This is a genomic window from Enterococcus innesii (assembly GCF_022846515.1).
GTDB lineage: Bacteria > Bacillota > Bacilli > Lactobacillales > Enterococcaceae > Enterococcus_D > Enterococcus_D innesii.
In genome coordinates this window covers 1995134-2016951 of sequence record NZ_AP025635.1, presented here as the reverse complement: position 1 = coordinate 2016951, position 21818 = coordinate 1995134, and the positions used below count along the sequence as shown (strand labels likewise).

At 44.5% G+C, this 21818-nt stretch carries 20 protein-coding genes and 1 other annotated feature (1 of these 21 cut by a window edge); of the genes, 4 read left to right on the top strand and 16 right to left on the bottom strand.

What is annotated here, in order from left to right:
• Nucleotides 1-105 precede the first annotated feature (105 nt).
• Entirely contained in the window at nucleotides 106-2085 is a 1980-nt protein-coding gene (gene treP, locus ENLAB_RS09425) for a PTS system trehalose-specific EIIBC component (protein WP_244350806.1), read from the bottom strand.
• 336 nt (nucleotides 2086-2421) lie between these two features.
• On the opposite strand from treP, the gene ENLAB_RS09420 reads away from it, so the two are divergent.
• Genes ENLAB_RS09420 through treR form a run of 3 tightly spaced genes read left to right on the top strand, consistent with a single transcriptional unit; the run spans nucleotide 2422 to nucleotide 6485 of the window.
• A complete protein-coding gene (locus tag ENLAB_RS09420) occupies nucleotides 2422-5049 on the top strand; it encodes a glycoside hydrolase family 65 protein (RefSeq protein ID WP_244350804.1) in 2628 nt (875 codons plus the stop codon).
• 14 nt (nucleotides 5050-5063) lie between these two features.
• Nucleotides 5064-5714, top strand: a complete 651-nt coding sequence (gene pgmB / locus ENLAB_RS09415; protein ID WP_005232889.1) for a beta-phosphoglucomutase — start codon at nucleotides 5064-5066, stop codon at nucleotides 5712-5714.
• 54 nt (nucleotides 5715-5768) lie between these two features.
• Nucleotides 5769-6485 carry a trehalose operon repressor gene (gene treR / locus ENLAB_RS09410; protein WP_005226457.1) on the top strand — a complete coding sequence of 239 codons (717 nt, stop codon included), beginning with the start codon at nucleotides 5769-5771 and terminating at the stop codon, nucleotides 6483-6485.
• A 298-nt stretch (nucleotides 6486-6783) separates the two neighbouring features.
• Here the strand turns inward: treR and rny are convergent, their stop codons facing one another.
• The 7 genes from rny to yfmF form a co-directional block, all read right to left on the bottom strand.
• Nucleotides 6784-8358 (bottom strand): ribonuclease Y, encoded by a 1575-nt coding sequence (gene rny / locus ENLAB_RS09405; protein WP_005232891.1) that lies wholly within the window; start codon nucleotides 8356-8358, stop codon nucleotides 6784-6786.
• A gap of 243 nt (nucleotides 8359-8601) precedes the next feature.
• Nucleotides 8602-9645 carry a recombinase RecA gene (gene recA / locus ENLAB_RS09400; RefSeq protein ID WP_077453209.1) on the bottom strand — a complete coding sequence of 348 codons (1044 nt, stop codon included), beginning with the start codon at nucleotides 9643-9645 and terminating at the stop codon, nucleotides 8602-8604.
• A gap of 102 nt (nucleotides 9646-9747) precedes the next feature.
• On the bottom strand, nucleotides 9748-10986 hold the full coding sequence (locus ENLAB_RS09395; RefSeq protein WP_244350802.1) for a competence/damage-inducible protein A: 1239 nt from the start codon (nucleotides 10984-10986) through the stop codon (nucleotides 9748-9750).
• A gap of 127 nt (nucleotides 10987-11113) precedes the next feature.
• Nucleotides 11114-11695, bottom strand: coding sequence for a CDP-diacylglycerol--glycerol-3-phosphate 3-phosphatidyltransferase (pgsA, locus tag ENLAB_RS09390; RefSeq protein ID WP_005232894.1), 582 nt, complete (start codon nucleotides 11693-11695; stop codon nucleotides 11114-11116).
• A gap of 132 nt (nucleotides 11696-11827) precedes the next feature.
• Nucleotides 11828-12730, bottom strand: a complete 903-nt coding sequence (locus ENLAB_RS09385) for a helix-turn-helix domain-containing protein (RefSeq protein ID WP_200125744.1) — start codon at nucleotides 12728-12730, stop codon at nucleotides 11828-11830.
• Nucleotides 12731-13194: 464 nt separating this feature from the next.
• The gene (yfmH, locus tag ENLAB_RS09380) at nucleotides 13195-14493 is read right to left on the bottom strand and encodes an EF-P 5-aminopentanol modification-associated protein YfmH (RefSeq protein WP_005232896.1); all 1299 of its coding nucleotides are present in this window, start codon (nucleotides 14491-14493) and stop codon (nucleotides 13195-13197) included.
• Nucleotides 14486-15754 (bottom strand): EF-P 5-aminopentanol modification-associated protein YfmF, encoded by a 1269-nt coding sequence (gene yfmF, locus ENLAB_RS09375; RefSeq protein ID WP_081117606.1) that lies wholly within the window; start codon nucleotides 15752-15754, stop codon nucleotides 14486-14488. Before yfmF ends, yfmH begins: the two co-directional genes overlap by 8 nt.
• 161 nt (nucleotides 15755-15915) lie before the next feature.
• Here yfmF and mscL point away from each other — a divergent pair, with 161 nt between their 5' ends.
• Nucleotides 15916-16362, top strand: coding sequence for a large conductance mechanosensitive channel protein MscL (mscL, locus tag ENLAB_RS09370; protein ID WP_077453215.1), 447 nt, complete (start codon nucleotides 15916-15918; stop codon nucleotides 16360-16362).
• Nucleotides 16363-16457: 95 nt separating this feature from the next.
• Here mscL and ENLAB_RS09365 read toward each other — a convergent pair whose 3' ends face one another.
• The 8 genes from ENLAB_RS09365 to epsC form a co-directional block, all read right to left on the bottom strand.
• Nucleotides 16458-16910: a GNAT family N-acetyltransferase gene (locus ENLAB_RS09365; RefSeq protein WP_244350800.1), complete on the bottom strand. Its 453-nt coding sequence runs from the start codon at nucleotides 16908-16910 to the stop codon at nucleotides 16458-16460.
• A 61-nt stretch (nucleotides 16911-16971) separates the two neighbouring features.
• Nucleotides 16972-17217 carry a Veg family protein gene (locus ENLAB_RS09360; protein ID WP_005226417.1) on the bottom strand — a complete coding sequence of 82 codons (246 nt, stop codon included), beginning with the start codon at nucleotides 17215-17217 and terminating at the stop codon, nucleotides 16972-16974.
• 87 nt (nucleotides 17218-17304) lie between these two features.
• Nucleotides 17305-17868: a sigma-70 family RNA polymerase sigma factor gene (locus tag ENLAB_RS09355; protein ID WP_195265650.1), complete on the bottom strand. Its 564-nt coding sequence runs from the start codon at nucleotides 17866-17868 to the stop codon at nucleotides 17305-17307.
• A 94-nt stretch (nucleotides 17869-17962) separates the two neighbouring features.
• Nucleotides 17963-18481, bottom strand: a complete 519-nt coding sequence (locus ENLAB_RS09350; protein WP_005226413.1) for an NYN domain-containing protein — start codon at nucleotides 18479-18481, stop codon at nucleotides 17963-17965.
• Nucleotides 18478-19317 carry a 23S rRNA (guanosine(2251)-2'-O)-methyltransferase RlmB gene (gene rlmB, locus ENLAB_RS09345; RefSeq protein ID WP_010748485.1) on the bottom strand — a complete coding sequence of 280 codons (840 nt, stop codon included), beginning with the start codon at nucleotides 19315-19317 and terminating at the stop codon, nucleotides 18478-18480. The genes ENLAB_RS09350 and rlmB overlap by 4 nt, the downstream gene beginning before the upstream one ends.
• Nucleotides 19283-19705 (bottom strand): Mini-ribonuclease 3, encoded by a 423-nt coding sequence (locus ENLAB_RS09340; RefSeq protein WP_015508687.1) that lies wholly within the window; start codon nucleotides 19703-19705, stop codon nucleotides 19283-19285. Before ENLAB_RS09340 ends, rlmB begins: the two co-directional genes overlap by 35 nt.
• Nucleotides 19702-21114: a cysteine--tRNA ligase gene (cysS, locus tag ENLAB_RS09335; protein WP_015508686.1), complete on the bottom strand. Its 1413-nt coding sequence runs from the start codon at nucleotides 21112-21114 to the stop codon at nucleotides 19702-19704. Before cysS ends, ENLAB_RS09340 begins: the two co-directional genes overlap by 4 nt.
• Nucleotides 21107-21643: a serine O-acetyltransferase EpsC gene (gene epsC / locus ENLAB_RS09330; RefSeq protein ID WP_081117733.1), complete on the bottom strand. Its 537-nt coding sequence runs from the start codon at nucleotides 21641-21643 to the stop codon at nucleotides 21107-21109. Before epsC ends, cysS begins: the two co-directional genes overlap by 8 nt.
• A 65-nt stretch (nucleotides 21644-21708) precedes the next feature.
• Nucleotides 21709-21818 (bottom strand) — a binding site (T-box leader); it runs 89 nt beyond the window's last position.

Here is a 21818-nt window from a genome sequence, read left to right as displayed (position 1 = left end):
TGAAAACCAAGAAAAAAGCCGCTCTCCCTTGAGGGCGGCCATAAAAAAATCCGCTTCCGATCCCCCTTCTTAGTCAAAGGGCGCTCTCGGAAACGGATTATTTTTTTAGTTTAATTCAGCTGAACCAACCGCTGTTTTGGCTGTCACTGTGCCTGTAGTCGTCAATGAAAGCTGACGCACTTTTTCGGCATTCGTGATGACCGTCAAGACATCGGTCTGTTTGCCAGCTGCGGTAACGGCATCTAGATCCATCACTGCAAGCTTCGTTTCTGGTGTGACAGTATCACCTTCAGAAACAAGGACCTCAAATGGCGCACCTTTTAATTCCACAGTATCTAAGCCCATATGAACAAGAACTTCCGCGCCACCAGGGGTTAAAATCCCGATTGCATGCTTTGTTTCAAAAATGCTAGAGATCTTACCTGCAACAGGAGCATAAATCGTTCCATTCGTTGGCTGAACAGCAAAGCCGTCACCCATCATTTTTTGAGAAAAGACAGGATCAGAAACTTCAGTGATGGCAACTACTTTCCCATCAGCTGGAGCATAAAGGGTTTCCTCTGAAACTTGTGCTGCTTCTGGGGCTGCAGTTGTCGGTGCAGCCGTCGTTGGTGCAACAGCCGCTGCTGCAGCTGTATCAGCAGCCAATTGCGGTTCTAATTTATTTAAGAAGGTAACTTTTCTAAAGATGATGGTGCAAACAAACGTGATCGCAATCGTCACCGCCATTGAGATGAAGACCATTGGATAGTTTTCAATTTTAAATGATAAGAAGCCAGGCAGTCCCCCTACACCAATACCTAGTGCACGGGTATTCGTTGCAGTGATCAGCATTCCACCAAAGGCAGAACCTACCATTGCTGCGACAAATGGGTAAACATATTTCAAATTGATCCCGAACATCGCTGGTTCAGTAACCCCCATGTAAGCAGAAATCGTTGCTGGAACAGAGACTTGTTCTTCTTTTTTATTGCCACGGTGAAGGAACCAAATCGCCAATACTGCCGTACCTTGCGCAATATTTGACAGCATGATCATTGGCCAAAGGTTGGTTGTCCCAAAATCCGCTACTAATTGAGAGTCGATCGCTAGCGTTGTATGATGCAATCCGGTAATAACCAAAGGCGCATACAAGCCACCGAAAATGAAACCAAATAACCAGTTTAATGGTGAGGTCAAGCCAGCATTTACGACCCAAGAAATGCCTGATCCGATTTGCCAACCGATTGGACCTAACACCATGTGGGCTGCTAAAATAGTTGGCAGCAATGAGAACAATGGAACGAAGATCATTGAAACCGCTTCTGGAATCCATTTCCGGAAGAATCTTTCAAGATAAACCAATAAGAAACCTGCCAGCATTGCTGGGATCACTTGTGCTTGATACCCAATTTTATCAATAGTGAAGAACCCGAAGTCCCACGTATAATTTTGAGCAATTTCTGCAGCAGAAGTTGAACTTACTGAATAAGCATTTAATAATTGCGGTGAAACCAATGTAATCCCTAAAACAATCCCTAATATTTGCGTGGTTCCCATCTTACGTGTAATACTCCAAGTAATCCCTACTGGTAGAAAGTGAAAGATGGCTTCACAGGGCAGCCATAAAAAGCCGTTGACACCGTTCCAAAAAGTAGAAGCTTGTGTAATGGTTTGTCCACCTAGAGCTTCTAGCGGTACACCTTCTAAGAAATTTCTCAGCCCTAGCATCAAACCACCGACAATAATCGCTGGTAATAACGGGGTAAAGATCTCAGCTAACGTAGCGATCGCTCGTTGCACGATATTTTGATTGTTTTTTGCAATCGCTTTACTTTGTTCTTTAGAAACACCTTCTATTCCTGATACATCGGTAAAATCATTGTAAAACGTTGAGACATCATTGCCGATAATGACTTGGAATTGTCCCGCATTGGTAAACATTCCTTTGACACTTGGAATTTCTTCAATTGCCTTTTCGTTTGCTTTTGACTGATCGTTCAAAACAAAACGCATCCGTGTCGCGCAATGTGTTACTGCGGCGATATTTTCTTTGCCGCCAACATATTCCAGCAGCTTCTCAGCATCATCACGATACTTTCCCATAATTAATAAACCCCTTTCATCTACACTTGTATATATATGTTTTGATTACGCACTAATCATAACTTGATAATTTTGATATTGCAAGCGTTTCAAACCATTTTTTTTTACTTTTTCTATAAACAATACAAGCAAATAGCAAAGGTACCATATAAAAACCTTGATAAATAAACGTTTTTTAAAATGTTTCATTAATATAAAATAATATTGCCAACAACTTTATTTACTGTTTATTTGACAAAAAAGAATAAAAAAACAGGCTAGATAAATTGAAATAGCTTACAATTTACGTTATAATCATTTTGCATGTATAGACAAGTTTAAAGGAGGACAACTACTGTGAATACGATTATATTATCTAAGGAACAATGGCTGTTAACGGATCAAACTGGTACGACCTATCCGTTTTCTGGGACTGACAGTGAACGCGTTGCCGCACTGACCGCGCAGCTGCAGCAAATGGAAGGTGGCGGGATCGTCTCTGAATCGCTGGTGTTTACGAATGAAGAAGGGACTTTTTCACTGGACCAATGGTTGACAGAAAAATTAAATCGTCCCTTTGTTTGCACCACGAAAGAACAGTATGAAGAAAAAAGTGCTGAAATTCCTTGGACCCTCGAATACTATGGCTACACCCCTGGTAAAGATGAATACTCGGTGGAATCACTTTTAACCGTCGGCAACGGCTATCTAGGGCTGCGAGGCACGACGCCTGAGATGACCATTTGTGAAGCGAACTATCCAGGGCTGTATTTAGCAAGTCTTTACAATACGGTAGAATCGGATGTTTCTGGTCATACCATCAGCAATGAAGACTTCGTCAATGCACCGAATCTGCAAAAAATGTACGTGAAGATCGATGATGAAGTGATCGACATCGCCAACAATCAGCTCCTTTCCTTTAAACGGACATTGGATCTGAAGACCGGCTTGTTCCAATCAGTGGCAGAAATTGAAACCAAAAAACAAAAGCGTCTGCGAATCGAAACGAAGAAAATCGCCAATATGCAAGACGTTCACCAATACAGCTTGGTCTATCAGTTTACCCCACTGAACTTTTCCGGCACCGTTACTTTCGTCAGTGAAGCCGACGGATCGGTTTATAACTATAACGTCGCTCGTTACCGTAGCTTAACCAACCAGCATTTGACCGTGAAAGAGGCAGCAGCTGAACAAAACAAAGCGCATTTAGTGGTCACCACTAACCAATCACAGATTACCGTTGTCCAATCCTCTGAACTGTTTTCACAGGACCTGCCATTGGCTGAGCTGCACGCTGAAACAAACGACCAGCTCGTCCGTCAGCAAGTAGCCCTTGAGGTGACGGAAGGCCAAACTTATCGGGTCGAAAAATCAGTCACTGTTGCCGCTTATCGCCAAGAAGAGCCGCAACCGGCATTTACGTTTTCTTCCTTAGCATTACCTGATTTTGCGACGATGTATACCGCCTCAAAACAAGCCTGGGATGAATTATGGGCGAAAGCGTCCATCGAAGTCACTGGTGACTTGATGTCACAAAAAATGCTGAATCTGCATACGTATCATCTGCTGGTCTCCGCAGCACCGAATGCTTATCAGGAGTCCTTAGATGCCAGTATCACTGCCCGTGGCCTACATGGCGAAGCCTATCGCGGTCATATTTTCTGGGATGAACTGTTTATCTTACCGTTTTACATTCTACATTTTCCTGACACCGCCAAAGAAATTTTGCTGTATCGCTACCGCCGCTTAGCTGCTGCCAAAAAAGACGCCCAAAAAGCCGGCTACCAAGGCGCCATGTTCCCATGGCAATCTGGCTTGGATGGCAGTGAGCAATCCCAAGAACTGCATTTGAACCCTATCAGCGGCGAATGGAAAGAAGACCACAGTCGCTTGCAGCGCCACGTCTCCTTAGCGATCGCTTATAACATTTGGCAATACTGGCACAACACGCAAGATCGGGTCTTCATGGAACAATATGGGTTAGAATTGATGTTAGAAGTCGCCCATTTCTGGCAAAGTGCTGCCACCTGGGATGATGCTACTCAACGTTACTTTATCGATAAAGTCATGGGACCAGATGAATTTCATGAAAGCTACCCAAATAGTGAACAAGGTGGCTTGAAAAACAACGCCTATACCAATATGATGGTAGTATGGTTGTTTGAAGAGATCGAGAACCTCCAACAACAACTATCAGCAGAGAGCTTCCAAGCAGTATTGGAGAAAACGGCTTTAACCCCAGCGGATATTGCTGCTATGGCAGATATTCGTACCAAATTAGGCTTAGAGATCGATCAAGAAGGTATCATCGCACAGTTTGAAGGGTACTTCCAGTTGGAAGATCTGGATTGGGCCCATTATAAAGAGAAATATGGCAACATCTATCGGATGGACCGCATCTTGAACGCTGAAGGCAAGAGTGCTGACAGCTACAAAGTCGCGAAACAAGCCGATAGTCTGATGATTTTCTACAATTTCTCAAAAGAGCAAGTCAATCAGATTTTGGCAGATCTTTCTTACCAACTGCCAACAGACTATATTGAAAAAAATCTCCATTATTATTTGGCTCGCACCTCCCACGGCTCGACTTTGTCGCGGATCGTTCATGCTCAGTTAGCGGCAATGGTGGATGATCAGGAATTGGCTTGGTCGTTATACCAAGAAGCCCTCTCTTCTGATTACCGTGATATCCAAGGCGGTACTACAGCAGAAGGCATTCACGCCGGTGTCATGGCCGCTACGTTGTTTATTCCGTTAACCACTTTTGCTGGGATCGATATTCGAGAAGAGCAGCTCCAGATCACACCAAACTTGCCGAAAGCCTGGGACAGCTTAGCCTTCCAGCTAGAAGTTCGCGGCACCCACTTTGCAATGAATGTTACACATGAAACATTGACGATCACTGCTGATCAGCCAGTCACGATCTTAGTGAATGGGCAGCAAGTTTCGTTAGAAGCAAAGAAAGAAACAACGATTACTTACTAAAAGGAGTGTTACACATGAAAAAAGGTTTTGTTTTTGATTTAGACGGCGTTATCACAGATACAGCTAAATACCACTACATTGCATGGAAAGAATTAGCTGCGGAGATCGGGATCGAGATCGATTTGAAATTCAACGAGCAGTTAAAAGGCATTAGCCGCATGGACTCTTTAGAGCGAATCTTAACACTAGGCAATAAAAATGATGCCTACACAGAAGTCGAAAAAGAAGCCTTAGCGACGAAGAAAAATACCCACTATGTACAATTATTACAAAGCTTGACTCCTGATGATCTATTGCCGGGGGTAAAGACGTTCCTTGATGAAGCCAAAGCAAAAAATATTCCTTGTGCCATCGCTTCGGCATCCAAAAATGCGCCGTTTATTTTGGACAAACTAGGTGTCATGCAAGACTTCGATACGATCGTTGACCCAGCAACCTTGAAAAAAGGCAAACCAGATCCAGAAATCTTTATCCAAGCAGCGCTGGCACTAGGCATTGAACCGGCAGAAGCAGTTGGCTTTGAAGATGCTCAAGCAGGGATCGACGGCATCAAAGCTGCTGGTATGTATGCGGTAGGCGTTTATTCAGGAGAAGAACTACACGGTGCAGATGTGATCGTTGAAAAATTGACGGATCTAAACATTGACGAACTTTTGGCGAAATAGTCGATTGCATTTCCAAATTGGCCTCGCTATAATAGCCAAAGAGGGGGCAATCCGATGAACAAGTTCAAAGAGATATTTTTAGATTTAGAACAAAAAATTCTAGCAAACGAATACCCTCCGCATTCTTTGCTGCCTAGCGAAAACCAATTGATCAAAACTTATGGTGTCTCCCGCGAGACTGTCCGTAAGGCATTGAATTTATTGCGGGATGCTGGTTATATCCAAAAGAAACAAGGGAAAGGTTCGATCGTTTTAGACTTGAATCGCTTTGATTTCCCGATTTCCGGCTTGACGAGTTTTCGTGAGCTGCAAGATACCCAACGCATTCCTAGTGAAACAAAGGTTGTCGAGATCCGTAAGATCGCCGTGTCGCCAAAGCTGCACGAGACCACTGGGTGGCCTGTCGCTTCTGAGGCATGGAAACTGATCCGTCAGCGGAGAATCGATGGAGAAGTGGTGATTTTGGACAAAGACTACCTTGATGCTTCTATCATCGAAGAGTTGCCAGAAAACCGAGCGAAAGTATCGATTTTTGATTACTTTGAAAATGATCTTGGCCTTGAGATCGCTTATGCACAAAAAGAAATCACTGTTGACCCCGTCAACAAAGAATTGCGGGATCTAATGGATCTGCGTCCTGAAGATCAGCATGTCGTTACGGTTCGCAGCCTCGTGTATCTAGAAGACACGCGCTGTTTTGAATACACCGAATCGATCCACCGACTGGATAAATTCCGCTTTGTGGACTTCGCCCGTCGGCGCAAGATTTGATGGACGTATAGACGTGAAAAAGATGAAACAGACCTAGACTTCACCGAGAAGTCTGGGTCTGTTTTGTCTTTCAATAGCCCCCCACTCGATGATGCTGGGATCGATACTCCCTCTTTTCGCCTCTGTCGCTAACGATTCATCCTTTGCTTTCCCGGCGTTTGGCTGCCAAGGAACAAAAAAGGCGCGATCATTTATGGGACTGATAAAATAGAGTTGATCTTGAACAACTCAGTCGTCCTTATTGACAATCAGCCACACAAAAAAGCAGTATCCTCTGAGAGGATACTGCTTTTGCTTGCTATTTGGCGTAATCCGTTGCGCGGGTCTCGCGAATAACGGTTACTTTGATATGACCTGGGTAATCCAAATCATCTTCGATCTTCTTGCGGATGTCGCGAACCAATCGTACAGCATCCAAATCAGAAATCTCTTCTGGTTTGACCATTACACGGACTTCACGTCCGGCTTGGACTGCAAAACTGGAATCGACCCCTTTGAAGCCGTTGGCGATATTTTCTAGGTTTTGCAAGCGGCGAATATAATTTTCCAATGATTCGCTGCGGGCACCTGGACGGGCTGCTGACAAGGCATCTGCGGCTGCAACTAAAACAGAGATAACCGATGTTGCTTCAACATCTCCATGGTGAGAAGCGATCGCATTGATCACCACACCGTTTTCTTTGTATTTGGCAGCTAACTCAGCCCCGATCTCAACGTGAGAGCCTTCGATCTCATGATCAAGGGCTTTCCCGATATCATGCAAGAGACCGGCACGTTTGGCTAACTGAATATCTTCGCCTAATTCTGCGGCAAGAACACCGGTTAGTTTTGCGACTTCGATCGAGTGGTTCAAGACGTTTTGTCCGTAGCTGGTACGGAAACGCAAACGACCTAAAATCTTGATCAAGTCTGGATGAAGGGTGTGAGCACCGACTTCAAAGGCTGCTTGTTCCCCATATTCACGAATATGTTCATCCATTTCTTTCCGAGATTTTTCGACCATTTCTTCAATTCGAGCTGGATGGATCCGGCCGTCTTGAATCAGTTTTTCAAGGGTCATACGAGCAATTTCACGGCGAATCGGATCAAATCCTGATAAGACGACTGCTTCTGGCGTGTCATCGATGATCAAATCGATCCCTGTCAAGGTTTCAAGGGTCCGAATGTTCCGACCTTCTCTTCCGATGATTCGACCTTTCATCTCATCATTTGGTAATGATACGACCGATACCGTGGTTTCAGACACTTGGTCTGCGGCACAACGTTGGATTGCTAGGGACAAGAGATTTTTTGCTTTTCGATCTGCTTCTTCCTTCGCACGCTGCTCAGATTCTTTGACCATGATCGTTAATTCATGGTTCAATTCCTCTTCCGTTGATTTCATGATCAACTCTTTTGCTTCATCTCTAGACAGCGCGGCGATGCGCTCTAATTCTTTCTGTTGTCCATCGATTAAGTTTTCTACTTCTTTTTCTCGCTCGTCAATTAATTGTTGTTTCTCACTAAGTCTGCCTTCTTTATCTTCAAGTGAGCGTTCTCGTTTTTCCAAAGAATCGTCCTTACGATCAAGTACTTGTTCTCTTTGGAGTAAACGATTTTCTTGTGATTTTAAATCAAGTTTGCTTTCTTTCAACTCACTTTCAATCTCTGACCGATACTTCTGATTTTCTTCCTTAGCTTCTAACAATGCTTCTTTTTTAAGAGTTTCTGCTTCTTTCTTAGCGCTTTCGATAATTCCAGCTGCAGAATTTTGGGCGCCGTTGATTTCTTTCTCATGACGAGATTTCGTCACATAAACTCCTAATCCAAGACCGACAATTAAACCGATGATAGCGAGGAGAATGTAAAGTAGTTCCAATGAATCCACCTCCATACTATCTTTTTAAATATTTTGTAATTTTGATTAACAAAGGATAACAAAATTATCAATTCGCTACTTCTTATGTGGAAATCCACATACGTTTATTCTAATGTTTGAACACAAGAGTGTCAACTTTAAATAATAAAGTAAACTTTCGCAACCCTTCCTTTTTACGGATGTTTTTTCAACAATGGACGAATCTAGCAAAAAGCCACAAAAAAGCCAAACAACGAGGTTGTTTGGCTTTTTCAAGACTTATTCGTCTAATGGTAATTCTTCTTGCGCTTCCTCAAGAGTTACGGTCTCTCCTGTTCCAATCCCGTAAGCATCGCGGACGCGAGCAGAAACTTCTAGCATCATTTCTTGGTGTTCACGCATATAGTTTTTGGCGTTTTCACGACCTTGACCGATACGATCCCCTTTATAGGCATACCACGCACCGCTTTTATCGACGATGTCTTGTTCCACGGCCATATCCAGCAGTTCGCCTTCTTGGGAAATCCCTTGACCATACATCATGTCGACTTCTGCTACTTTAAATGGTGGCGCTACTTTGTTTTTGACTACTTTGATCTTCGTGCGGTTCCCGATAATATCTGTACCGGATTTCAATTGCTCAGCACGACGTACTTCCAAACGGATGGTTGAATAGAATTTCAACGCACGGCCACCAGGTGTCGTTTCTGGATTCCCAAACATGATCCCAACTTTTTCGCGAATTTGGTTGATAAAGATCGCGATCGTTTTCGTTTTGTTGATGGAACCAGAAAGTTTCCGTAATGCTTGTGACATCAAACGAGCTTGCAAACCAACGTGGGTATCACCCATTTCACCATCGATCTCCGCCCGTGGGACTAAAGCTGCTACCGAGTCAATAACTACGATATCAACCGCACCACTTGAAACTAAGGCGTCAGCGATCTCTAATCCTTGTTCCCCTGTATCTGGTTGTGATAACAAAAGATCATCGATATTTACGCCTAATTTTTGCGCATACTGAGGATCTAACGCATGTTCGGCATCGATAAATGCTGCTGTTCCGCCATTTTTTTGGACTTCCGCAATGGCATGTAAAGCAACTGTCGTTTTACCAGAACTTTCTGGGCCGTAAACTTCTACGATCCGTCCTCGTGGGTAACCACCTACACCTAATGCAACATCCAAGGCCAATGAACCACTTGGGATCGTTGAAATTTGTTGATCAACTTTTTCGCCAAGCTTCATGATGGCACCTTTACCATAGTTCTTTTCAATCTTCTTTAGTGCAGCATCTAAGGCTGCTTTACGATCATCTGCCAAACGGATAATCCTCCTTATATTCATCACTTTCGTGTGTCGTTCATAAGATAATAATAGTCCTTCTGAAGGGAAATTGCAAGAAAAAACGAACAAACATTCGCATTAATTTAATAATTCCTTACGTATTTGATTTAAGCCTGCCATGACAGCACTATGCCGAATATAGGCACGGTCGCGGTTGAAGTGATACAGCTGGCTCGAGACGCCTTTGACAGAAGCTAAGGCGATCCAAACAGTGCCTTTGGGCTGGCCTTCTAGTTCGTCTGGACCAGCAACACCAGTAAACGCCACCGCATAATCGGTCTCTGCTTGTTTGCGGGCATAGACGGCCATTGCTTCCGCACATTCCTGACTAACAGTCCCATAGCTTTCTAAAAGCGCTGGATCGATGCCTAAGAGCTTGCTTTTTGTTCCAGCAGAATATGTCACGAACCCACCGGGAAACACCTCAGAGACGCCAGGAATCCCTCCTAGGGTCGCTTGGAACAAACCAGCGGTCAAACTTTCCGCTGCGGTGACGGTTTTCTTTTTCTCGATCAGTAGCTCGACGACTGTTTCTGCCAGCGAATTTTGTTCCCCATATCCATAGAAATACGCACCGACCCGTGCTTGGACGGTTTCTTCTAATGCATCCAATTGTTTGATCCCTTGCGCCTCGTCTGCGGTTTTGACCGTCAGACGCAACGTGACCTCATTGGGTTTGGCATAAGGAGCAATGGTGGGATTGACCTGATTCTCGATCAAATCGGCCAATTCTGTGACCAACGCCGATTCCCCGATCCCGTAATAGCGCAAAACGCGAGAAAGCAAGACTTCTTCTTGGGGAAACTGCTCTAAGAGAAGTGGTTTTGCGTGGGTAAGAAACATCGCCTGCAGTTCACTTGGCGGTCCCGGCAGCAGCAAATAACTGGTAGCGGCTGTCTGATAAAAGATCCCGATCGCTAGTCCATTGGGATTTGGCAAAGACACACCGTCCTTAAAAACGAGGGTCTGTCGCAAATTGTTTTCCGTCATCCTCCGTTGACTGTTTTCAAAGAAGGCTTTCAATTGGTGATAACCTGGTTCATCTCGCACTAATTCCTGTCCCACATGGCGGGCAGTGACTTGTTTCGTCAAGTCATCGTCGGTGGGCCCTAAGCCGCCGCACAGCACGATCAAGTCGCTGCGTTTATCGGCGATCGTCAGCAATTCCTCTAAGCGATTGGGGTTGTCCCCGACAACACTATGATAAAAAACATCGATCCCTAGACTTGCCAGTTCTTCTGACAAGAAGGTCGCGTTCGTATTCACCACCTGTCCTAAAAGTAATTCGGTCCCGACTGCAATAATTTCTGCTTTCATTCTTTTACTCCTTCATTTATCAGATACGTAAAAGTCTTTCATATTGACAAAAAAAGTCCAGAAAACTTCTGAACTTTCGTGACTTGTATCCTTGTTTTTATCGCTTCTTTATCTAGATCTAGAACTTTTACATAGAATCTTTAAAAACATTCGTATTTTTTATGAAATAATCGACCCCGGAATAGATCGTGAAGATCAAGCATAGATACAACATGATTTGATCGACAGGTAAACCGATCATTGAAAAGGGAATGTTGTTCAAGAACAAGAAAATGATCGCAACCATTTGTGTCGCGGTTTTGATTTTCCCCGGCCACGCAGCAGCCATGACTTCGCCGCTTTGTTCCACTAACAACAAGCGTAAACCTGTCACTGCCAACTCACGGCAAACGATGATCGAAACTACCCAGCCTGGGGCTTTGTCTAATTCGACCAGCATGATAAAAGCCGTCATGACGAGCATTTTATCTGCTAACGGGTCAGCAAACTTCCCGAAGTTGGTAACAAGGCCTCTGGAACGAGCGATCTTGCCATCTAGCCAGTCTGTAATGCTGGCTGCCGCAAAAAGGATCGCTGCAATAAGGTGCGTGTTTTCTAATTGTGTCGTACCAACGGTCATCGTGCCAAGATCGATCGGCAAAACCAAGACCAAAATAAAGATGGGGATCATAATGATCCGTAATACAGTTAATTGATTGGGTAAATTCACGAAATAGACTCCTCTCTGCCGACTATTGTACGAAATAACGGCAAATCATGCCACTACTTCTGCTTTTCAATGGTCGGATGCAACAAATAACTTTTTAGCTAATGATACCTCAATAAAGCGCATTTGTCAGATTTATGCCGCATCGTCTTGGTATTCAATCACGAGACGGACCGTCTTTTGTAACAATTCAAATTGTGGATCAGAAAAGTCCACTTCCTGTCCATTGGCCTTGATGGAGATATTTTGGCTTGCTCCCAGGGTCAAAGTTGCATTCGTGGCGCCTTCTGGCAGCGTCATCGATTGCGTTTCCCCCGCTTGAACAGTGTATTGGTACACATAAGCGTTGTCGACTTGTACACCGACCCAACAAGAAGCATCTAGCCCAGTAAATGCCAATTCAATAGGGTTTTCCGCATCTTTCATCGTGATCGTGATCGACGATTGCGTCGAATCACTGGCAGTCATCGTCATTTTCGCTTCGCTGGATTCCGTCGTACTTGAGGACTCTGTCGCTTCACTCGAAGTACTGGTTTCTTCCGTACTTGACGTAGTGGAAGCTGTAGACGCTGAATTTTCTACCACGAGAGAAGAACTCCCTTGGATCATCGGCGTCGTGTTCCGGTCTTGCCAAGCCATGTAGCCTACGATACTCACGATCGTAATGGCAACCAGACCTAATAAAATCATCGGCAAATAGCGGACGACAAAGGAGCCGCTTTTTTCTTCTACGTGCTGTGCTTTTCGCGAGCCGCTGACGGTTTCAGGCTGCGGTCTTTTTGGTAAGGGGGCATCTAACGTCTCTTTGCCATCAAAAACGGCCACCAATTTGTCGCCGTCTTCTCCAACTGCTGCTGCATATTGGCGAATAAACGCGCGAACATAAAAAGTACCTGGCAATTGATCAAAACGCTCCGCTTCAATTGCTTCTAAATAGCGTTTTTGGATCTTTGTCATTTGTTGTAATTCAATCAATGAAATGTTTTTATCTAAACGGGCTTGCCGTAATTTTGCTCCAATCGTTGTTTCGTTGGCCACTCGATCATCTACTCCAGTCTTTTATTCATCTTTAAAAAAAGCCCTAAAATCGCTGCGCTGCTTGTCGTAAGGTCAGCAAAGCTGCTCTATCATTTTAAAACAGGGGTTCCCTGTATACGTCAATAAAAAAGTTCCGTCGCGCCGATTTCCACTTGGACACGCCGTCTACTAAATATAACATTTTTTCCGTGATTTTTTGCAAAAAAACAAAAAAAGATTTTGCTCCAATAATTAAAGAATACCATAAAAGAAAAAGTCTGAGGATAGCCTAACGACAACTCGCAAACAAATTTTAATACTTTTCGCCAAATTGGCATCAAAATGCAAGGAAAAACCGTCCTTTGACGCAAAAAAGAAAACACTGAATGACCAAAGAGTTGGCCAGCCCTTGATCTGTTGGGCTTTCCTCCTTGAATCATTCAGTGTTGCTTAGATGACAGTTAGTTAACAAAATGCATCTTCGTTTAGGCTTTTTCCGTTGGATACATGTAAAAACGGCTAAACGCTTTAGGATCGATAAAGGAACGAGCCGCTTGCTGAACATCTTCTAAAGTGATGGATTGGATCACCTCCGGTAGATCAAAGAGCGTCGTTTCTCCGAATAAGCTTTGGGTAAACTGGTTTGCAATAAACTCCAATGAGTTCAGTGATTGGAAATATTTCCCTAGCATTTTCTTCTTCAATAACGTCAAGTTTTCTTCATTAATTTCTGGGTCGTGCTGGAAATTCATTAAGATCGCTTCGATCTCCGCCAACATTTCTTTGGGCTCTTCAGAATCCCCCGAGAAATCGGCAAAGTAAAAGCCGCGATCCAAGTTCACTTCAAACCCAAACGTGTCATCGATGATGCCTTGATCATACAGACGCAAATAATTGGCGGACGTATTGCCTAAAACCAATTGGCAGAAAAGATTCAACGCATTTTTGAAGCGTAAGAGCTCTCTTCCTGATTCCGGCAGTTTGTTCAAGTCCCCTTTGATCCCTAACACGCCTTTGGCACGTGTTACTGGCATGGTAAGACTTGATTCTGCTTGAATATCGGCAAAGGTTTCTTCAGGAAACTGGCGAATGATCGCTTGCGTTTCTGGAAAGGTCTTGGCCGCTTGATTGGTCCGAATCCACGCCATCGTTTCTTCCGGATCGATATTGCCTACCACAAAAAGTGTCATATTGCTTGGGTGATAGAAGGTATTGTAGCAAAGATACAAGTCTTCTGCGGTGATCTGCGCAATACTTTCCACCGTACCAGCGATATCGATATGCAAGGGGTGCTTTGGATACAGATTTTTGATAATACCGAAAAACTGCTGCCAGTTCGGATCGTCATCATACATTTGGATTTCTTGACCAATGATCCCTTTTTCTTTTTCGACGGTTTCTTCTGTGAAATACGGGGCTTGAACGAAATCGATCAACGTTTCAAGGTTCAGCTTGATTTGATCGGTTGCCGAAAAAAGGTAGCTGGTTTTCGTGAAACTGGTAAAGGCATTGGCAGAAGCCCCCTGCTGACCAAAGGTTTGAAAGACATCGCCGTCTTCTTTTTCAAACAGTTTGTGCTCTAGAAAATGGGCAATGCCATCTGGAACTTGATGCAATGCTTCGGGTGAAAACCCGAAATGGTTGTCGACAGAGCCATAGTTCGTACTGAAAAGTCCGTAAGTTTTATGGAAATCGGCTTTTGGCAGCAAATAAACTTTCAAGCCGTTTGGCAATACTTCTTCATAAAGGGTCTCATTGATTTGCTGATAGACTTTTTTATTCATGGGTCGTCTCCTTATCCAGGAAGAATACAGCTTGCAAGGACACGTTTTTGGCCAATGCTTGGACATCTGCCACGGTCACTTGAGCCAATTTCTGCATAAATTCATCTTCCGTCATTTTCGTATTCGGTACCCACTGATTCAGATAGGCTGTTTCGATCAGTGCTTGTGGGTTATCCAACGAAAGCAAGTACTGGTTTTTCAACATCGCTTTTGTTTGTGCCAGTTCTTCCGCTGTGACTTCGCCACGCTGCAAGCTTTGCAGCTGTTGTTCGATCAATTTGAAGACCTTGTCCCGGTTTTTGCCGTCGATCCCTGTTTGGACCGACAAGTACCCGCGAAACGTATCGATACTGCTGGACGCATAATAAGCCAAACTTTCTTTCTCACGGACATTCATAAACAATTTGGAATGGGGGAAACCGCCAAACAACCCGTTGAAGACCATAAAGGCGATCCGCTCAGCTTGGTCATAATACACGCCAGTATGATAGCCTAAGTTCAATTTGGCTTGAATGATTGGTTCCCGCAAGATTTTCTCGCGAATGATGTTTTCCGCCGCTTGCTGATAAAAGACCGGCATTGCTTGGTCTGGCCGATCGGTAAAGGCCATGTTCTGGAAAATCTCCGCGACTTCTGCTTCAACCACATCGCCGATCACGAAAAGATCGATTTGGTCATTGTCCATCATTGAGCGATAGGTTTGGTAAAGCTCTTTTGCGGTCACAGCTTCTAAGTCTTGGGGACGACCAAAGCTCGGATACTTCTGGTTCTGATCGTTTTCAAAATACAACTCTTGCAGCCCTAAAGAAGCCAATGCTTGCTTGTCTTCGGCCACGCTGTTCATATAGGCGATCAAGTTGTGCTTTTCGATGGTGAAGTTCTTTTCTTCAAATTGCTCCTCGTGAACATTCGGATGGAACAAAACTTCTGCTAAAAAAGCGGCTGCTTGCGGCAAGACGGCTTCATCTGACACATACTTCCCGTTGACAAAGGACATCGCTGCATTGATTTGATGCAGATTGCCTCGTTTGTTGACATTCATACCAAAGCTGGCACCGTAAAGCTCCGCCAGTTGACTGCTAAATGCGGTCTGTGTCGGATAAGCCAAACTAGTCGTTTCTAATAAACTGGTTAATAAAGTCCGTTTGGCGGTCATTTCAGCCTGCAATGGTGCAGTGAACCGAACGAAAAAACGGATCGTTTTATACTTTTTGGTCGGCAGCACCGTTAACCGAACACCTTTTTTTAATTCAATAGACATGTGACACCCCTTCTATAAGCAAAATTATCTCTTCAATTATAGCATAGCTGACAAACTTTCTCCTTGGCTCATTGATTAAACCTACTGTAGCGAGCGTTTTTTTTTATAAATCTTGCATTTTTCGCTATACTATCAGTAAGATTTAGAAGGGAGGATACAGGATGATTAAAGAATTTAAAGAATTTATTTTACGAGGAAACGTCATTGACTTGGCGATCGGGGTCGTAATCGGGAGTGCCTTCACCGCAATCGTCACGAGTTTAGTTGAAGGATTGCTGACGCCATTGGTTTCATGGATCTTATCACTCTTCGGTAACGCCGATGCCTTTTCTGGCTTGGTCTTTGAACCCGCCAAAAATGTGGTCTTTGATTTTGGTCGCGTAATCACTGCCATTATTACGTTCTTGATTACCGCATTTGTTTTGTTCTTGATTGTCAAAGCAGTCAACAAATTACGCAATCTGAAACAACAACCTGAAGAAGAAGAAGTACCAGAAGTCACTGCAGAGGATTATTTAGAAGAGATTCGTGATCTTTTAAAAGCACAAACACCTACTGCCAACACCGTTGATCCACGCCCAACATCATTGGACGATACAATCAGATAAAAAGACGGCTCTTTGTCAATAAGGACAAAAGAAACCATTCGGATTCATCAGATTCATCAATCTTAGCGCTAAAAGAAGCAAGCACGCGAACCTTTCTAGAGAGTCGCTGTGCTTGCTTCTTTTTTCATCCCGACATGCAGGATCCCGTCTTCATAAAAAGGCGGTGTAATGGTTTTAAAGCCATACTGGCCGTAGAATTTTTCTAAGTGGGCTTGCGCTTCGATCTCAATAGGCAAAGCCGGATAACACTGCTCAATGCGTTGCAAAACTTCTTTGATCAGACGATGACCTTCGTTTTGCCCCCGGTATGCTGGTGCCACAATGACCCGACCAAAATGCACCGTTTGTTCCTGCTGGAAAATACGCGCGTAGGAAACGATCTGTCCGTCCTCATCGAGGGTCCATAAATGTTTGGCCTGTTCATCGATCGCATCGATCTCTTGATACGCACACGCTTGTTCCACCACAAAAACCGCTGTACGCAAACGGGCAAGTTGATAAAACTCCACCCCAGTCATTTCCCCTAACTCTTTTAGAAAAAACGCCATCCCATCACTCCTTATCTTATTGAACCAAAAAAGAGTCAACAAAGTGTCAACTCTTCTTGTTTCAAACAGCTTCTGATAAAAATTCAATCTCAACAGTTCTGGTTAAAATATCTGAATAACTATAAGAAACCCGCTCGAATGAATTCTCATTTGGATCCAAATCTACAACAAAAACTGAAGGATAAGTTTCTGTCAAAACGCCGCGACGTTCAGTTTGACGCTTACGTCCAGTCTGAGCAACTAGCATAATCTCACTACCGATACGGCCTTCTAAATCTTTCTTGATCGTAGCTAAAGTTGTTGGCATCGCATTCACCTCGAGCATCATCATACCACGAAAAGCAGAAAATTTCAAGTTTACCATAAAATAATTCTACTTTCAATAAGATTTTTGTTAAACACCCTTGATAAGCGCTATCAACTTTGTCCGTCCGCGACTGAAAGCGCTTTTTATTTTTTCGTAAGGCAGCTTTTCTTGTGCGGCAATCTGATCAAGTTCTAATCCTTTTAAATAATTCATTATAACCATTCGTTCTAAAGACGATAAATTTTTCGGATACTCTGCTAACGATTCATTAACGAACAAATAGGTCTCTGCAGTTTCCGCACAGCGATTATGATCGGTCAAAAACCGATTGCCTTCTTGTGAAAGCTTTTCTTCCAGCGAGCAGGCATCGACTTGGGCTTTGCGTTTTTGGGCATGCTGCGCCCGCAACAAGCTGCAGATACGGTTTTCAAAGGATCGCTTAAACAAGATACCCAGCGTCGTTCCCTTGTCCTGATCGTAAGTCTTTAGACACTTATTAAAAACGATCCGACCTTCTTGCAGCCAATCATCTAAGTCATAATCCCGCAGATAATATTTTTTATGCAAAATCTCAACGATCGGTCGATATTTTCTGAACAACTCTTCAAATCTATCTGAACGGTGCGATACTTGTCTTTCCTTTGTGCGCATCGAGATCACTCCTTTTGTTTTGCTTCATTTACTACAAAAGGAGCGTATCATAAATGGCTCGGTCATCTTCTAATTTACCAGACCAACTTTGTCCCTAACTAAGGTCCCGCAATTTCTTTTCAAGTTCGGCTAATTGCTCCGGTGACCAGGGGGAATTGCGCCGGAAATTTTCAAACCGCAAGTCGGTTTGATGCTCGTGGATGTCTTTTTCCGTTTTTTCCACGCTTTTGTACAATTCCCGTGCCGAAGTCCGCAAGGCACCTTGAGAGAAGATCACCCACTGTTCGGCTAAATCGCTGGTAGCGACGGTGACTTGCGTCAATCGATTGTTTAATTCACCAGCGATTCGTTCGATGTAGCTGTCGGCGGTCTCTCCTTCTTCGGTAAAAATAACTTCCAGCTGATATTTGGTGTAACTTTGTGTCACACCAGGCACCAGTTGGGCATCAAAAACAACGATGATTTTCAACCCTTCATATTTTGCATAATTTGACAGCCGGTTCAGTAAGGCTTCTCGGGCATCTTCTAAACGGTCCTGATTTTTCAAAAGAACCAGCTCCGGCCAAGCGCCAATCATATTGTAGCCATCCACGATCAGCAAAGGGGTTTTCATTGGGACGCCCCATTTCGGCTAGTAAAGGCCTGGTACATTAACAAGCCCGCCGCTACACTGGCATTCAAGCTCTGCACGTGACCGGTCATTGGGATCGTCAGCATTTGGTCCACTTCTTTTTTCAAGCCTTCTCCCATGCCGCGACCTTCGTTACCGATGATCAAACCGACCGCCCCTTGAGCATTCCATGTGCGGTAATCACTGCCGCTCATATCAGTACCAAAGATCCAAAAACCAGCTTTTTTCAGCTGCTGGACTGCTTGGGTCAAATTAGTCACGCGGGCCACAGGAATATGTTCCACTGCGCCAGTCGATGTTTTCACCACGATCGGCGTGATCCCCACCGCACGGTGTTTCGGAATGATGATCCCGTCTACGCCGCTGGCATCAGCGGTTCGCATGATGGAGCCAAAATTATGGGGATCTTCTAGATTATCCAAAATCAGATACAGCGGCTGTTCTTTCGTTTGGGCCAACAATTCATCCAAGGTCAAATACTGGTAAGGAGTGATCGCCAAGATCATGCCTTGATGGACCCCTTGGTCACTCATCGTATCCAGCTTTTGTTTTGGCACCCATTTGACCGGAACTGCCTGTTCCCGCGCCATTTCTTTCAAACGATCGATTTTTTCTCCCCGTGCTTCTTCGGAAAGAAACAGCTTGTTGCCTCGCCCTTCTTTCAAGGCTTCAGCAACCGCATGATAGCCAAAGACAAAATTATCTTCGATGGCTTCTCCAGCGGCTTCTTTGCGGCGATCCGGTCTATTTTCTTGTCTGGCTTCTGATCGGCCAGCTGTTTTTTTATTTGGACGCTTTCTTTGCGGTTTTTCTCGCATCTTCTTCTCCTACTTTCTTTATACACCAGTCTATTAGCTCGTCTAAGCGTTCTTTTTGCTGCGTGAGGTGCAAATACCCGATCAGCGATTCAAAGCCAGTAGCGATACGATACGTCGTGACATCGGCATTTTTGGCACCGGTATGGCTTTTACTATTACGGCCGCGGCGGTAAAAATCATGTTCTTCTTCGGTCAGGATCTCTTCATCCAACATCTTTTGGATCAACGCCGCTTGGGCTTTGGCAGATACATAGTGGGTCGCCATATGGTGCAGTTGGTTCGGTCGAGTTTGGCCTTGGGCGACTAAATAATCGCGAATATAGACTTCATAGACCGCATCCCCCACATAGGCCAATGCCAAACCATTCAATTGTTTATAATCTCTCATGCTTCTCGTCTCCATCGGGTTCCTTGCGGGGTATCTTCTAAGATGATCCCTTGTTCTTTCAACTCATCACGGATTTGGTCGCTGCGGGCAAAATCTTTGGCTTTGCGGGCGGCGATCCGTTCATTGATCAGTTGTTCGATTTCTTCATCCAGCAATTCTTCGGATACAAAATAAATCCCGAAAATCGTCAGCCATTCGCTGAATTTGGCTAATCCAGCGGCTAATAAAGCCAAATCTGTTTCTGGGTCTTCGCTAGCTAAGTTCAGCCACTTCGCCAATTCATAGACCACAGTGATCCCGTTAGCCGCGTTGAAATCGTCGTCCATTTCTTTGACGAAACGTTCTTCAAATTCTTCCAGAACCGCTGCATTGACTTCCTCATCGCTGGCTTGATAGTGACTGCTATTCAAGCGGAATTTGGCATTTTCATAGGTCGTCCGCAATTTTTGCAGATTGGTTTGTGCTTCATGTAAGGTAGTCTCGCTGTATTTGATTGGTCGGCGGTACTGAGTCGTTGCCAAAAAGAAACGCAGCACCTGTGGATCAACTTTTTTTACCATCTCATGCACCGTGACGAAGTTGCCTAGCGACTTACTCATTTTTTCTTCGTCTTCACCGATCGTCACATAGCCATTATGCATCCAATAGTTGGCAAAGGTCTTGCCGGTTTTTGCCTCGCTTTGGGCGATCTCATTTTCATGATGCGGGAAGGTCAAGTCTTGTCCGCCTCCATGAATATCGATGGTCTCGCCTAGGTGTTTGGTCGCCATCACCGAGCATTCGATATGCCAGCCGGGACGACCGGCTCCCCAAGGAGATTCCCAAGCGATCTCATCGCCTTTTGCCGCTTTCCACAAAGCAAAATCCAACGGATCTTCCTTGATTTTTTGTTCTTCACCGGTCCGCTGGCTTGCGCCAACTTCCAGCTCATCGATGGATTGGTCGCTTAATTGCCCATAGTGAGCAAATTTACGGGTACGGTAATAAACATCGCCATTGACCGGATAGGCATAGCCTTTTTCTACAAGCGCAGCAATAAAGGCAATGATGTCTTCGATATGATCCATCACACGAGGATTCATCGTAGCAGGTTTGACATTCAGCGCTGCGGTATCTTCATTGAAGGCGTTGATAAAACGCTCTGCCACTTCTGGGGCCGTCGTGCCTAATTCTTTTGCCGCACGAATGATTTTATCATCGACATCGGTAAAATTCATCAAATAGTCCACTGTATAGCCGCGGTATTCGAAATAACGACGTACGGTATCAAATGAAACGGTACTGCGGCCATTCCCGATATGGATATAGTTATAGACCGTGGGTCCGCAAACATACATTTTTACTTTCTTTTCTTCCAATGGCTGAAACACTTCTTTTTCCCGTGTCAGCGTATTATAGATTTTAATCATCGTGGGTAACCTTCTTTCCTTTGATTCGAACGATCTTTGCTGGGATGCCGACAGCAGTTGCTTCTGCGGGGATATCCTTCAAAACCACTGCATTGGCGCCGATCTTTGCATATTCACCGATCGTGACAGGACCTAAGATCTGCGCATGGGCTGAGAGAAACGCACCGGTTTTAACCGTGGGATGACGCTTGCCCCGCTCTTTACCGGTTCCCCCTAAGGTGACCCCGTGAAACAAGACGACATCATCTTCAATGATCGCCGTTTCCCCGATCACGACCCCCATCCCATGATCGATAAAGACCCCTTGGCCGATCTGCGCACCAGGATGAATCTCGATCCCAGTCAAGAAACGCCAAAACTGGGCCGTCAGTTTTGCCAAAAAATACCAGCGATGCTGAAACAAAAAATGCGACCAACGATGCCAAAACAAGGCATGAAATCCTGGGTATGTGATGATGATCTCCAACGTTGATCGTACCGACGGATCGTGTTTTTTTGTTGCCGCAATTGCTTTTTTGAACCAAGTCATCTTCTCACCTACTTTATCCAAACTTCTTGATACGAAAAAAGCGTCTTTCAAATAAGTTTCCTTATTCAAAAGACGCTTTTTTGCGTGGTCCCACTTTTGTTCGCAGTTCGGTACTGCCTTCAAGCGGGTAACGTCCGCTGCTTCGTCTTTGACTTGCGCCAAAGCCACTCCTAGG